Origin of the sequence: Streptococcus sp. 1001283B150225_161107_H12 (genome assembly GCF_015552665.1) — a bacterium.
GTDB lineage: Bacteria > Bacillota > Bacilli > Lactobacillales > Streptococcaceae > Streptococcus.
The window spans coordinates 613,429-628,561 of the sequence record NZ_JADNFC010000001.1 but is presented as its reverse complement, the minus strand read 5'-3'; the positions used below and the strand labels follow the sequence as shown (position 1 = coordinate 628,561).

Sequence of the window (15,133 nt, the reverse complement as noted above, 5' to 3'; positions counted from 1 at the left end):
ATTTTTGTAGCTAGGCTACGCTGCGTAGCTTAAGATTAAGCTGCGTCTTCTTTGTTGTCTGCAACCGCTTTGACTGCAAGAGCAACGTTGCGCACTGGCGCTTGAAGTACAGAAAGGAGCATAGAAAGAAGTCCTTCGCGGTTTGGAAGAGTTGCAAGAGCAAGAATCTCTTCTTTAGATGCGACAGCGCCTTCGATTGCACCACCCTTGATTTCAAGTGCGTCAGCGTTTTTAGAAAAGTCGTTCAAGATTTTCGCTGGAGCGATAACATCTTCGTTAGAAAATGCTACTGCAGATGGTCCAACAAAAACAGATGCAAGATCTTCAAGACCAGCTTTTTCAGCTGCACGACGTAAGATTGAGTTTTTGATCACTTTGTACTCAACTTCGCTTCCACGAAGCTCACGACGAAGAACTGTATCTTGTTCTACTGTCAAACCACGAGCGTCCACAACGACGATTGATGCAGCAGCTTTCATTTTCTCAGCTACTACGTCAACTAGTTCCGCTTTCTTAGCAATAATTGCTTCACTCATTAGTGTGTTCACCTCCGTAATTATTTTGCTTGGGGAATTTTTCCAAAAGAAAAACGCGCCCAAACCTAGACACGAAAGTACAATACGCTTCTTTTTACATGATACGTTTTGTCCTCGGTAGGATCTTTATGAGTCGAGCTCCCCTACTGTCTTAGGCAGTTTTTTCAAACCGTTATTTAGTGTATCACATAAAAAAAAAGAATGCAAGTATTTTTGCAAACTTTTTTTAAAAATAGTTAATCTTTATAGATAGTCTTGGTACGATTGAGCCATGCATAGGCTAAGCCCATGATCACTCCTCCACCTACCCAGTTCCCTACAAAGGTGACAGCATAATGACGAAGCACATTGAAGAACTCTAAGTGAGGCAAATCTTTCGAAATAGAGTTAAAAGTAGCTAATGAGAAAGAAGCAAAGTTTGCCGCGATGTGTTCATTGGTAAGGAAAACAAACATATAAATAGCTGACAAAGCCATCAGAACTTTCGCTGTTTCATCTTTGAAGAAAAGGTAGGACAAGATTGCTATGTTAACGAAGATGTTAGCAATCACTCCTTCAAAGAAGACCAATTGATTGGAACGTTGGAGCTTCATCTCTACAACCGAACCAAGAAAGCCCTTTGGATTCAGATTTTCAAAAGCACTTGTCTGACTGAAGAGAAATGCAAGAAACAAGGCACCAACCAGATTAAAGAACGTACAATACAGCAAAATTTCTAAAGCTTTCTTCCAATTAATCTTCTTTAAATAAACACCAGCTGTAAGGTACATCATATTGGAAGTTGTTAACTCACTATTTAAGAATAGCAAATAAACCAATCCCCACGCAAAAATAAATGGGAATAAGAAACGACCAGAACCTGGCAGGAAGGTGTTGAGAAGATCTGCTCCCACAATCCCTACTGCAGTACTCATTGTCAAAAATGCACCCGCAAACATAGAGCGAACCGCATAACGAGCTTTAGAAGCCGTATACAATTCTTCCTTCTTCTGACATGCTGCTTCTACCTTAAGAACAAAATTTGATTCTCCCATCTGAATCTCCTTATATATTGAATTTGTGAACTTCTTCATTATATCATAGAATAGACTATCTGAAAAGGTTTTCAGAAAAATTTAAAGTAAAATTCCTGAGTCCCATAAGAATAATAAATAAATCGATTTAAAACGATAAAATAAAAAAACAGACTTTGAGAGTCTGTTTAAAATTCAATTTAAATCATATCTTACAAGAAACGATTTGCCCAAGCGATATCCAAGTTCAAGATTTCTTGAGTTGTATATTGTTGGCGATAAGGATTGTAAACTGTCCCTTCATATCCACCATACACACTTGGTGAGTCATATTGAGTAAGATTGTAAGCTTCAATAATGTGGTTTAATTTTGCATAGTAACTAGTGTCAGTAGCATAGACACCCGTTAAAGCAGCTGTTGCATCCTGATAGCTTGTTGTATTGCTCTTCCAAGCTCCTGCAAAATGACCTTGTTTCAAAACCGCAACGTAGTCTTGCAATGATTCATAGTAGCTAGGGTATGACCGGAAAGCATCATTGATAGTATAGGCATTTCCAGCACCGTCATCTTCCCAAGTTTGCATCACTGCCGATTGACCTGCATAGCTTCCTTTAATACCAAAAAGGTTATAGTGTGGATAAGATGACAAACCAGATTGACCAGATCCACTTTCCAAAATTGCTTGAGCAATCATAACAGATGCATACAGATCATTTTCTTGACCAAGTTGGCGAGCAGATTCACCGATTTGTGAGATGAAAGCTTCTGTTGGATCTGCGTATTGAGAATAAGCCTCATCGTTAGCACCAACGTTTCCTACATGCTCGCTCATCGCTGCCGCTACTGTTCCTGCAGCAACCAGAGCCACTAAGGATCCAATCATTTTCGATTTATTTAGTAATTTTTTCAATGTGATAATCTCCTAATGTTTTAATGAAAACTCTTTAAGATGATTATAGCACAGAAAAGCATTAAAATGTTGAGTTAAATATTACGTTTTAATTACAATATCGAGATAAATCAAACAAAAACATAACAGCTTAGTAATAATACGATTTATTACGAAAAACTGAAATCGAAAATTGCGTCCCAAGCTTCTTCTACTCCAGTTTTATTAACCGACGAGAAGATGATAAAGGTATCTGATTTATCAAAATCCAACTTCTTCTTGATCATGGATTCATGCTTGTTCCATTTTCCTCTTGGAATTTTATCAGCTTTGGTCGCAACTAATATAACGGGGATCTCGTAATATTTTAAAAATTCATACATTTGAACATCATCTGCTGAGGGTTCATGACGAAGATCGACCAAGCTGACAACCGCTCTTAAATTTTCTCTCGTTGTCAGATATTCTTCAATCATCTTGCCCCATTTCTCTCGTTCTTTTTTGGAGACACGGGCATAACCATAGCCGGGTACATCGACAAAACGAAGTTTGTCATCGATATTGAAAAAGTTCAACAACTGGGTTTTTCCTGGTTTTCCAGATGTACGGGCCAAGTTCTTGCGATTTAGCATGGTATTTATAAAAGAAGACTTGCCGACATTTGATCGACCGGCAAGTGCAACTTCTGGGATATCATCTTGAGGATAATGGCTTTTATTAGCAGCACTCAAGAGAATATCCGCATTATGAGTATTTACTTTCATAGAATTTCTTTCTAGGCAGTTTCTAAAATTGGTTTTTCAGTTCCGTTAACTGCTTCTTTGGTGATGCGAACCAGTTTGACGTCTTCTTGACTTGGAACTTCAAACATAACATCCAGCATAGTTTCTTCGATGATCGAGCGCAATCCACGAGCACCTGTCTTGCGTTCGATAGCCTTACTTGCAATTTCTTCAAGTGCTTCGTCATCAAACTCTAATTCAACATCATCATAGGATAAGAGAGCTTGGTATTGTTTCACCAAGGCATTTCTTGGTTCCTTCAAAATACGGACCAGATCTTCAACTGTCAGTTGCTCCAAAGCAGCAAGAACAGGAAGACGACCGATTAACTCAGGTATAATACCAAATTTTTGGATATCTTCTGCAATGATTTCTTGCATATAAGAGCTGGATTCATCAATGGCTTTGTTGTTTTGGCCAAACCCGATAATCTTTTCACCAAGACGTTGCTTCACAATTTCTTCAATTCCATCAAAGGCTCCACCAACGATGAAAAGAATGTTTTTGGTGTCGACTTGGATCATCTCTTGTTGAGGGTGCTTCCGTCCACCTTGAGGTGGCACGCTCGCAACAGTTCCCTCGATAATCTTCAAGAGAGCTTGCTGGACCCCTTCACCAGATACATCACGGGTAATAGAGACGTTCTCGCTCTTCTTGGCAATCTTATCGATTTCATCAACATAGATAATGCCTCGTTCTGCACGTTCAATATTGAAGTCAGCTGCTTGCAATAGCTTAAGAAGGATGTTCTCAACGTCTTCTCCGACGTAACCCGCTTCGGTCAAGGCTGTCGCATCAGCGATGGCAAAAGGAACGTTTAAGCTCTTAGCAAGAGTTTGAGCCAAGAAAGTTTTTCCTGAACCAGTAGGTCCAACCATCAAAATGTTTGATTTTTGAAGGTCCACATCGTTGTCTTCTTCACGATTTTCGTGGAAGTTAATCCGTTTGTAGTGATTGTAGACTGCTACTGCTAGCGCTCGTTTCGCACGATCCTGACCGATGACATAGTGGTTAAGGATATTGAGAAGTTCGATTGGTTTTGGAACCTCTGAAAGGTCTGCCAAGACTTCCTCAGCTAATTCTTCTCGAATGATTTCTTGAGCTAACTCAACACATTCATTACAGATAAAGGCATTATTTCCAGCGATAATCTTCTGTACTTCGTCTTGGTTCTTACCACAAAACGAACAATAAACCATCATATCGTTTGATTGATTTGTAGGCATTTTCTTCTCCCGATTCTAAAATCTGTTTGTAATTTATTTAAATAAAGTCATATAAAAGGCGTGAATCGAATTCACAAGATTCGTAAAGGCATTTAGCAAGAAGAGGGTGGCTAAGCCATAGCGCTTTTTCCGAAGAGTTTGGGAAGCACATACTAGGCAAATCACGCATAAAACAGCTGTAAAAAAGCCAAAGATACTACGTTCCATGAACTAGTCTTCCTTTCTTTCAAAATGTCTAATGGTAAAGTCGTAAGAGTTTTTTTCATCTTTTTCGATTGTCCGCTCGTCTACTAACTGAAACTGATCCCACTGGAAGTTTTCTGGGAAATAGGTATCTCCTTCCAATTCGGCATCGATGACAGTCTGGTAGAGCTCCTCTAGGTAAGGCTCGAAAAGACGGATGACCTTTTCACCACCAATGATAAAAAGCGACAGATCCTGACTCTTATACCAGTTTAAAACGTCCTCAACTGAAGTTTTTAACAAAACGGTTTCATTCTCCACATCATACTTGTCATCTCTAGAGAGAATGATATTGGTTCGATTAGGAAGGACGCGTTTGTTTAAACCTTCATAGGTAACTCTTCCCATAAGGATCGCATGGCCCGTTGTCGTTTGTTTAAAGTGCTGCAATTCGGCTGGTAAATGCCAAGGCATCACCTGGTCCTTGCCAATCACCCCGTTCTTTGTCTGAGCCCAAATGCCAATTACTTTCTTACTCATTTCTACATCCTTTACACTGATACTTCTATTTTATCAAATTTTTCAAGAAAAGACTGTTTCTAACTATTGCTTCCTTGAGCAAAACTGCCTATTTTTCCCATCAAAAAAACCGCGAATTAACGCGGTTTTTTATGAGAAATTTCTTAAACCTTAGTCTTCTTTTTTGCGTTTAGCAAGTCCGAATAATGAGAGACCTGTCAAGGCGCTAAGAAAAGCAAGACCAGTTTTTGAACTTTCCTCAGTACCAGTTTCAGGAAGAACTGCTGTTTCATCAGATGGATTGATGAATTTAGTTTCCTTAGTTTCTGGAACTGGTTTTGGATCTGGTGTTGGAACTGGATCCGGAGTAGGTGCCGGTGTTGGAACCGGTGTAGGAGTTGGTGTTGGTGTTGGTGTTGGAACCGGAGTTGGTGTTGGAGTTGGAGTTGGTGTTGGAACTGGTGTTGGTGTCACCGTCTTCTTGTAGATGTGTTGAGTATTACCGTTCTCATCAACAATTGTCTTCACAAACTCGTAACCTGGAATATCTTTCTTCGGTTGCTCACCATCTTCTGTTGGATAACCAGGAATTGGTTTTCCATTTTCATCTACGTGTGAAGTTGTAACTTTCTCGTAGACGTGCTCTGTATCACCATTTGGTAATTTCTTCGTTTCAACGAAGCGGTAACCTGGAATTTCAGCTTTTGGTTGTTCACCATCAACTGTAGGATATCCTGGGATTTCCTTACCTTCTTTATCAACAAACTTAGTCACAGGAAGAACAGTTGGAGTGTAAGTTGCAGAAGCTTTGGTTCCGTTCACATCTTCACGAACTACTGTCACTGCTGGTGCAGTACCAGTAAATTCAGGTTCTGGAGTGAAAGTTACAGTTCCGTCTGCTGCTACTGTGTAAGTACCAACACCTGGAATCGTCTTCGTAGTTGAACCATCTTCAAATGTTGCTGGAACTTTATCGTTCATTGGAACATTTGGATTTCCAGCAGTAAAGGTTGGTTTACCTGTTTGGGTTTGTCCCTTGTTACCAATTGAAGTTACTGATTCTGCAGTTGGTGTAACAGGAGTTACAGTTGGTGTATAGGCTGCAGAAGCTTTTGTACCGTTCTTATCTTCACGGACAACTGTCACTGCTGGTGCAGTTCCGACGAATGATTTTTCTGGTACGAAAGTAACTGTTCCATCTGGGGCTACTGTGTAAGTACCAACGCCTTCAACTGTCTTCGTAGTTGAGCCATCATCAAATGTTGCTGGAACTTCATCGTTCATAGGTACATTTGGATTACCTTCTGTGAAGGTTGGCTTACCTGTTTGTGTTGCACCTTGTACATCAGTAGATGTTGCAGGTTCAGCTGTTGGTGTTACTGGTGTTACTGTTGGTGTGTAAGTTGCAGTAACTGGAGTACCGTTCTTATCAACACGTTTCACTGTTACGCCTGTACCTGTACCTGTGAATGATTTTTCTGGTACGAAGGTTACAGTTCCGTCTGGAGCAACTGTGTAAGTTCCTTCTCCTGGAATTGTCTTCGTAGTAGATCCATCTTCAAAGGTTGCTGGCACATCATCATCCATTGGGATTGCAGGGTTACCAGGTGTGAAGCTTGGTGTACCTGTTTGTGTTTTCCCTTGGATATCTGTAGATGTTGCAGGATCAGCAGTTGGAACAACTGGAGTAATCTTAGGAGTGTATGTTGTTTCAGCTGGAGTGCCATTTGCATCCTTGGCTTGAACCTTAACTGGAACGACATCACCTGAATATGATTTATCAGTTGGTGTGAAGGTTACAACACCTGTTTCTTTATCAACTGTGAAAGTACCGATTTCTTTACCTTCTGGCGATTTAGCAACTACTGATGCAGCTGGTTGGCCATTTTCATCAAGAAGAGTAATGGTATCCTTGTCGATTGGTGCAACTGGATCACCTTCTGTGAAGGTTACAGTTCCAGTTTGTACCACACCTTGAGGAGCTTCTGATTCAGCTGGTGTTGCTTCTGGTGTTACCGGAGTTACAGTTGGTGTGTACTTAGCTGTAACTGGAGTACCGTTCTTATCAACGCGTTTCACAGTTACGCCTGTACCTGTTCCAGTAAATGATTTTTCTGGTACAAAAGTTACTGTTCCGTCTGGTGCTACTGTGTAAGTTCCTTCTCCTTCAACTGTCTTAGTTGTTGAGCCATCTTCAAAGGTTGCAGGGACTTCATCATCCATTGGTACACTTGGGTTACCTGGTGTAAAGGTTGGTGTTCCTGTTTGTGTTTGACCTTGTTTATCAGTTGAAGTCACATCTTCAGCTGTTGGTGTTACAGGAGTTACAGTTGGTGTATAAGTTGCAGAAGCTTTTGTTCCGTTCTTATCTTCACGGACAACTGTCACTGCTGGTGCAGTTCCGACGAATGATTTTTCTGGTACAAATGTAACTGTACCGTCTGCTGCTACTGTGTATGTCCCAACACCTTCAACGGTCTTCGTTGTTGAACCGTCGTCGAATGTTGCTGGAACATCCTTGTTGATTGGTACACGGCTATCACCTGCAGTAAATTCAGGTTTACCTGTTTGAGTGGCACCTTGAATATCTGTTGTTTCTGCTGGTGTAGCAGTTGGTTTAACAGGAGTTACAGTTGGTGTGTAGGTTGCAGATGCTTTTGTTCCGTTCTTATCTTCGCGGACAACTGTCACGGCTGGTGCAGTTCCGACAAATGATTTTTCTGGTACAAATGTAACAGTACCGTCTGCTGCTACTGTGTATGTACCAACACCTTCTACTGTCTTAGTGGTTGATCCATCGTCGAATGTTGCTGGAACATCTTCGTTGATTGGCACACGGCTATCGCCTTCAGTAAATACAGGTTTACCTGTTTGAGTGGCACCTTGAATATCTGTTGTTTCTGCTGGTGTAGCAGTTGGTTTAACAGGAGTTACAGTTGGTGTGTAGGTTGCAGATGCTTTTGTTCCGTTCTTATCTTCGCGGACAACTGTCACGGCTGGTGCAGTTCCGACAAATGATTTTTCTGGTACAAATGTAACAGTACCGTCTGCTGCTACTGTGTATGTACCAACACCTTCTACTGTCTTAGTGGTTGATCCATCGTCGAATGTTGCTGGAACATCTTCGTTGATTGGCACACGGCTATCGCCTTCAGTAAATACAGGTTTACCTGTTTGAGTGGCACCTTGAATATCTGTTGTTTCTGCTGGTGTAGCAGTTGGTTTAACAGGAGTTACAGTTGGTGTGTAGGTCGCAGAGGCTTTAGTTCCGTTCTTATCTTCACGGACAACGGTTACAGCTGGTGCAGTTCCGACAAATGATTTTTCTGGTACAAATGTTACTGTTCCATCTGGAGCTACTGTGTAAGTACCAACACCTTCTACTGTCTTAGTTGTTGAACCGTCATCAAATTTCGCTGGAACATCTTCGTTGATTTCAACAGTCTTTTCAACACCGTTAACTTCAACTGTACCACCCTTGAATTCAGGCTTACCTGTTTGAGTGGCACCTTGGATGTCTTTTGTTTCTGCTGGTGTTGCAGTTGGTGTTACTGGAACAATCTCTGGAGTGTAAGTTGTATCAACCTTGATTCCGTTTGAGCTCTCAGCTTGAACCTTAACTGGCGTTACTTTACCTGTGTAAGACTTATCAGTTGGTGTGAAGGTTACAGCACCAGTTGCTGGGTCGATCGTGAATGTACCGATTGGTGTTGTTCCATCTTCCGCGTAAGCTGTTGTAGTTGAAACTTCGTTACCATCTTTATCCAAAAGTGTGTAGCTGTTATCTTTAATAGTGATTTCTTTGTCTTCACCATTTACAGAAACAGTTGTACCCGCAAAGGTTGGTTTACCTGTTTGAGTAGCACCTTGGATATCTTTAGATGTAGCTGGATCTGCTGTTGGTACAGCTGCTTTTACAGTAGGTGTGTAGCTTGCATCAGAAGTGATAGTTGCAGTTTTACCATTAGCATTTGTAACTGTCGCAGTTGCTTGAACTTTAACCCCTTTAGCGGTTCCGACAAAGTCTTTCTCAGGAGTGAAGGTTACCGCACCTGTAGTAGGATCAATTGAATATGTTCCTTCACCTTCTACTGTCACAGTAGTTTCATCAGTAGGTTGACCAGTTGCTGGGTCTACCAATTTCTTACTTGTGATTTTCGCAGTCTTATCGTTGCTCAACTCAAATGTAGGAGTTTGAGTTTGTGGAACGTTTTGGATATCCTCAGAAACCTTGTCTGTTGGAGTGATAGCAATTGGAGTTACAGTTGGTGTGTACTTAGCTGTAGCTGTCTTAACGTACTCCTTTTGAACCTTACCATCTTTATTACGTCCAACTGGTGCTGATAATGTAACATCCACACCTTTGGCTGTTCCAACAAAGTCTGGTTCTGGAGTGAAGGTTACTTCACCTGTTGAAGGATTGATCGTGTATGTTCCTTCTCCTTCAACTGTTACAGATGGCTCATCAATCGTGCGACCTGTAGCTGGATCTACCAACTTAGCCGGGTATTCTGCACTTGGAGTGATTGCAATCTTATCACCATTTAAGTTAGTAGCAGTTGTATTAAACGTAGGTGTTTCTTTTTGAGTTGCCCCTTGAACATCAGTCGAAGTTTTGTCAACCCCTTCAATTTCAATTGGAGTGACTGTTGGAACGTATTGACCATCCATAGTATTCAACTGACCATTAATGTTTGGTTCTTGGTCTGGGAATTTGGTTGACCATCCAGTATCGTAACCATTGTTATCTACACGACGAATAGAGATACCATCTGCAGTTCCTAGGAAGTTATCTTCTGGGATAAACTCAACGTCTACGTCTTTACCATTGGCAGTAATCTTGTATTTCCCTTGACCTGGTACGACATAGTAACCTTCAGCATCAAGCGTTGCACGGTTGCCATCTTTATCAACGATGTATGGTTCTACTGTCTCGTCGATAACTGCCTTAGAGTTACGTTCATACTTGTGTTCACCACGAGCTGTAAAGGTTACTGTTGCTGTTTGTTTAGTAGCTTGAGGACCAGAAGTTTCCTTAAATTCCCCTTTTGGTGGGTGGGTGATTTGAGTCTTGAAGTCTTCTACTTCCCCTGAGAAGGCCATACCAGTTGGGTTTTCGATCTCGTTCGCTTTCTTAGCGATACGAACACGAGCACCAAGTTCGTTGACGCTAGGATCGATGTAAGTCTTGCTGTTTGCAAAGGTCAACTCAACAGTGCCATCTTGTGTGATTGTAGCGAGATTTGAGCGTTCATCCTCGTCGAATTTACCATTTTGGTTAAAGTCTACCCAACCATAGATATGTGCTTCTGAAGCTCCATCCAAATGGGCTTCAACTGACATCTTGTAGTTACCTGGGCGTGTACGATCCATCTTAATCATCTCATTGGTCGTCCCTTTGAGATCGCTTGGAAGCAATTGGTTAATTCCTTCATCGGCCGTAGTTGAGTTATCATCACCGAACCAGTCAAGAGTGGTGTTCTCATCCATATCTGGACTCACGTTACCAAGATACGGTTGATTTACTTTAGCTCCAGTAACACCGTCAACAGTTGCAATGGTATGGACTGCCTTACCATATGACTCAGGAGCATCCCCTTCATCAAGTGGGAAGAATCCTAGCATTGCTGACTGTTTACCAGCTGAAGCGATATAAAGTCCCACTTCAGAGGCACCACGTGTCATCACAAGGGGAACAGCAGAATTGCCTGCAGAAATGTTTGGTCCAAAGACACCGGTTCCTAGACCAGCCGTAACTTTGTCAGAATTTCCAAAGTACTTCCATGCTACTGGTTTCTTATCTGGTCCAGCTACAGGAGAATTATCACGAAGTTGTCTTAGGTTAATGTTATTATATTTAGGTTTAGAACCAAAAAGATTCTCTGTATCTTGTGGTTCATAAGGAACAGAGGTGGCTGGTCTGGTAGACTTTTTCCATTCTCCAAGGTGCTGCCAACCTTGTCCGTTGGTAGTGAACATAACAAATTCACCAGGGTTAGCAGACTCACCATCAGCCATAACAATAGCTGGCTTAACTTTCTTTCCACGGAAGGTTGCAGAGATTTCGAACTGAACTCCAATATTTCCACCATTCATAGCTGAACCCATGGTAGTCATCTTGGCTTTCGTATCAACATTTTCATGTTTAATTTCAGTCCAATTATTTTGAGGATTAGCGACAACGTCGGCTTCTTTGCCATCGGTAAAAGCTTTTTGAGCCCCTGTTGAAGTAACACCCTTTACATAGCCATTTTTTGCGTTTGGATCATAGGTTGCTTTTTCAGCTTCTGTAGCCCCTTGCTCTTCCATCCGTTTTTTATAGATTTCAGTCGCTTGGAAAGGTTTCAAAGATTTAACTTTTACAGTGACTACATAGCCAGGCATGATTTCCTTGGTATAGGTAGCGCCAACTTGAAGAGCTAGTCTTTCTTCTAAATCTTGATCAGGATGTTGGTCATTTTTAGGAACGATGACTGTTTTTGCCCCTGTCCAGTTGGCTACATCTCCAAAGTCCAACCAAGTAATCTGGCTAGTCATAGATTTGGCATCAATATCTGTTGTAAAGCCTGGTTTTTCAACTTTTGGAGTTGAAGTTGCGTCTTCAACGTCATCCGCGATCAAGCTTTCATCATTAGGATCTCCGATTGCACGACGAGTACGTTTACTACGCTTACCACCAGAAGTTTCTGCTGTTACAGCAGGAGTTTCAGTAGCTGGAGCTGCGACACCTGCAGCCACTTCTTCTTTCTTATCTGTTGCAGCTGCTTCAGTTGCCTTGTTGTTAGGGTTTGTTGAAGCTTCTGTTGCTGCAGGAGTTGCTACAGCCGCTTTATCTTCAGTAGTAGCTGCAGTTGTTGGTTCAGTAGTTGTTGCTGGTGCAACACCTGCTGCAGTTACTGGTGCTTCAGCTTTATAAGTTGTAGCTGAAGTTGGAGCTTCACTTGTTGTAGCGGGTGCTTCAGTTGTCGTAGAAGCAGCAGCTTCTGTTGTTGTAGCAGGTTGAGCCCCTTCTTCTGTAGCCTTTGCAACAGTTGCTGGGTTCTCTGCGTTTTCTTCGGCTGCAACGCTAGACGCTGTACCAACCATAACGAGTGTTCCTAAAAGGACAGAGCAAACTCCGACATTCAATTTACGAATCGAAAATCTGCTAATGCGATCATTAAATAAATCTTTGCCCATATTTTCCTCCATAATTTTTTACAATTAATAAGCTAATTTATTGGCCTATATTTTAAACCTTATATATTCTATCAAATTAGTTAAAAATATCAAAGTGAAATGACTCAAAAAACTAATCATTTTTAAAATTTTTGATGATATTACTAATCATTAAATTTAAATAATAGGAAGTATGGTTCATTTTTATGAAAAACCTAAACTTTCTTCCTATCTAAATAGTGATTATTTGTTTAAAGCCTAAATAGCCAAATCAAACTTCAATTGAGGTTTGACTGGATCATAATCTTCCAAAACAAAGTCCTCGGCTTTAATCTCAAAGAAATTGGTGCCATCTGGTACATTCAATACCAAACGAGGCTGGCAATCAGATGGCTCGCGCCGAAGTAATTCTTCTGCCTGTTCGAATTGGTTATCATAGATGTGGAGGTTGTTAATAAAGTAAAAGAACTTGCCAACCTTCCAGCCAAAGTGCTTGGCAATCATCATTTGAAGAGCCACGTATTGCATGGCATTGATATGGTGAGCCACCAACATATCGTTGGAACGTTGGGTCAAGGTCGCATCCAGATAGATTTCCCCATCTATACGGCGCACATCAAACATGGTTTGAAAAGCACAAGGTAAGAGTCCTTCGCTCTCCTCAAAGGCTTGGTAGTCCCATAGAGAAATGATATTACGACGATTCCAGGGATTGGCTTCCAGCTGTTTGAGAATTTTGTTGATGATGTCGTGCTTTTTAACGACCGCACCATAACGCTCTCCAATCGTTCCCGTATCCCCAACTTCCCAGTCATTCCAATAATGAACTTGGTACTTGTTATTTAGGAGTTCCAGACTATTGGACTGGTCCTGGTAGATCCAGAGCATCTCCTTGATGGCTGACTTGATGGCGATAGGACGAAGGGTCGTAATAGGGAACTCGCCCTTGGCCAGATCAAACTCCATAAAAGCCCCAGTGATGTACTTGGAATTAGCCGTTCTGCCGTCCTTGTACTTAGGCCGAGCCTGCTCAGACCAGACGCCTTCTTCCATAATTTTACGAATATTCTCTTTAAAAAGGATATCTGCTTGTGTCATTAAACCTCCTTAAACACTTTAATACCTACATTATAACACAGGATAAAAGAAAAGAGTTCCAAATAATTCAATTTAGAACTCTTTCTGTATGATTCTATTGTAGGACAAGTGACGCAGCTCCAATGACACCTGCATCATTTCCAAGATTAGCAAGCACCAGTTGGGTTGATGTCCGAACTTGTGGGAAGGTATTTTCATCAAAGACCTTTTGAACCCCATCCAAGAGGAATTGACCAGCTGCTGATACACCACCACCAATGACGATGTTGGCTGGGTTCAAGACACTAGCGATGTTGGCACAAGCAATACCCAAGTATTGAGAGAAATGACGGTAGACAATCAAGGCCAACTCATCTCCATCTTTAGCAAGATCAAAGACTGTCTTAGCTGTAACTTCTTCACCATCATCAATGAGACGTTTCAAGGTCGCATCTCCTGCATATTCATCTGAATAGCGACGAGTCAAATTAACAATACCAGTCGCTGAAGCAACTGTTTCCAAGCAACCTTTCTTACCACAGGTACAATCAAACGGACGATCAAAGTCTACTGTGATATGGCCTAGCTCACCAGCTACACCACCAGCACCGTGCAAGAGTTTTCCTTCCGCAACGATACCGCCACCAACACCAGTTCCAAGTGTCATGAAGACGACATCTGGTTGATTTTCACCGGCACCTTTCCAGCGTTCCCCAAGGGCAGCTACGTTGGCATCATTATCGATGAAGAAAGGAATTCCCAAGGCAGATTCAATATCTTTCTTGATGGGTTGTACGGTTTTCCAGTTGAGGTTGTATGCTCCAACGACCGTTCCTTCGAAGCGATCCACTGCACCAGGAGAACCCATCCCAATTCCAATAAAATCTTCTGCGGATAAGTTTAACAACTCCAAGTGGTGTTTGATGGAAGCGATGATATCAGGAACGATGTGGCTTCCTTCGTCAAGGATGTTGGTCTTGATAGACCACTTCTCTTGAATCTCTCCTTCTTGCGTCAAAATGGCAAATTTGACAGATGTTCCACCTAAGTCAATACCAATAATTTTTTTGGACATTTTATACTCCTTTGTTCCTATTCTCTTGACACTAGTATACCAAAATGTGAAAAGGGTTTCAATTGTTTTTCAAGAATTCTCTCAATTTCATTTGCAAAAGAAGAACCTGTCTGCAAAAACACAGACAGATTTCTTTACTCTTCGTTATGAAGTTTTAAAAAGAGTCTCAAGGATTGAACGCCAATTATGAAGAAGAACAATCCCAAAATATGTAATAAGAAAACACTAATAGATAGAGGACTAACAATGAGAAACAATCCTGTAAACAGTTGAATAAGCCCCCAAAATGTAAATTTCTTGGATAATTCTTCAGATCGTTTGGAAAGGTAATGGGCCTTTTTCAAACTCAAAGCAGACTTATATAAGAGCCAAATACCGAGTGTGATCGGAAAGACAATTGGCAAGGTCTTGTAGCCATATAGTAAGAGATAGACTGCAAAGACTAGAGAGACCACACTTTGAAATAAATAGGGATCCGACAAGGTCGCTTGGGTCCGTAGACGGTAGTAACGTGATAAGCGCGAAACTGAAATCAAGAAAAAGCCCAGAGAAATCAACCAACTAAAGGTGGCAATTTTTTCGATTGGATTCACAAAGAGAATAAAACCAATGCCACAAAATAAAAATGATGACAATAACAGACTGTATTTGCTAATATGATGCATTCTTCCTCC

The 15,133-nt window shown here is 41.3% G+C and carries 10 protein-coding genes and 1 other annotated feature; all 10 genes read right to left on the bottom strand.

All coding sequences use genetic code 11. The annotated features are described in order from the left end of the window. Positions 1 to 35: 35 nt before the first annotated feature. Complete coding sequence (rplJ, locus tag I2C87_RS02875) at positions 36 to 536, bottom strand: 50S ribosomal protein L10 (RefSeq protein ID WP_048691273.1); 501 nt, start codon at positions 534 to 536, stop codon at positions 36 to 38. Positions 537 to 574: 38 nt separating this feature from the next. After that, positions 575 to 710: a sequence feature (ribosomal protein L10 leader region), on the bottom strand. Between the two features lie 62 nt (positions 711 to 772). Then, a complete protein-coding gene (locus I2C87_RS02870) occupies positions 773 to 1,570 on the bottom strand; it encodes a formate/nitrite transporter family protein (RefSeq protein ID WP_195323901.1) in 798 nt (265 codons plus the stop codon). A 191-nt stretch (positions 1,571 to 1,761) separates the two neighbouring features. Further along, on the bottom strand, positions 1,762 to 2,433 hold the full coding sequence (locus I2C87_RS02865) for a glucosaminidase domain-containing protein (protein ID WP_023023312.1): 672 nt from the start codon (positions 2,431 to 2,433) through the stop codon (positions 1,762 to 1,764). A 176-nt stretch (positions 2,434 to 2,609) separates the two neighbouring features. After that, positions 2,610 to 3,203, bottom strand: coding sequence for a ribosome biogenesis GTP-binding protein YihA/YsxC (gene yihA / locus I2C87_RS02860; RefSeq protein ID WP_195323900.1), 594 nt, complete (start codon positions 3,201 to 3,203; stop codon positions 2,610 to 2,612). Positions 3,204 to 3,214: 11 nt separating this feature from the next. After that, on the bottom strand, positions 3,215 to 4,447 hold the full coding sequence (clpX, locus tag I2C87_RS02855) for an ATP-dependent Clp protease ATP-binding subunit ClpX (RefSeq protein ID WP_195323899.1): 1,233 nt from the start codon (positions 4,445 to 4,447) through the stop codon (positions 3,215 to 3,217). Positions 4,448 to 4,657: 210 nt separating this feature from the next. Further along, complete coding sequence (locus tag I2C87_RS02850; protein ID WP_195323898.1) at positions 4,658 to 5,170, bottom strand: dihydrofolate reductase; 513 nt, start codon at positions 5,168 to 5,170, stop codon at positions 4,658 to 4,660. A gap of 150 nt (positions 5,171 to 5,320) precedes the next feature. Then, complete coding sequence (locus I2C87_RS02845) at positions 5,321 to 12,328, bottom strand: CshA/CshB family fibrillar adhesin-related protein (RefSeq protein WP_195323897.1); 7,008 nt, start codon at positions 12,326 to 12,328, stop codon at positions 5,321 to 5,323. Positions 12,329 to 12,565: 237 nt separating this feature from the next. Further along, a complete protein-coding gene (locus I2C87_RS02840; protein ID WP_195323896.1) occupies positions 12,566 to 13,405 on the bottom strand; it encodes a thymidylate synthase in 840 nt (279 codons plus the stop codon). Between the two features lie 94 nt (positions 13,406 to 13,499). Continuing rightward, positions 13,500 to 14,459: an ROK family glucokinase gene (locus I2C87_RS02835; RefSeq protein ID WP_195323895.1), complete on the bottom strand. Its 960-nt coding sequence runs from the start codon at positions 14,457 to 14,459 to the stop codon at positions 13,500 to 13,502. Between the two features lie 134 nt (positions 14,460 to 14,593). After that, the gene (locus tag I2C87_RS02830; RefSeq protein ID WP_006597344.1) at positions 14,594 to 15,124 is read right to left on the bottom strand and encodes a DUF308 domain-containing protein; all 531 of its coding nucleotides are present in this window, start codon (positions 15,122 to 15,124) and stop codon (positions 14,594 to 14,596) included. Between the last annotated feature and the right edge of the window lie 9 nt (positions 15,125 to 15,133).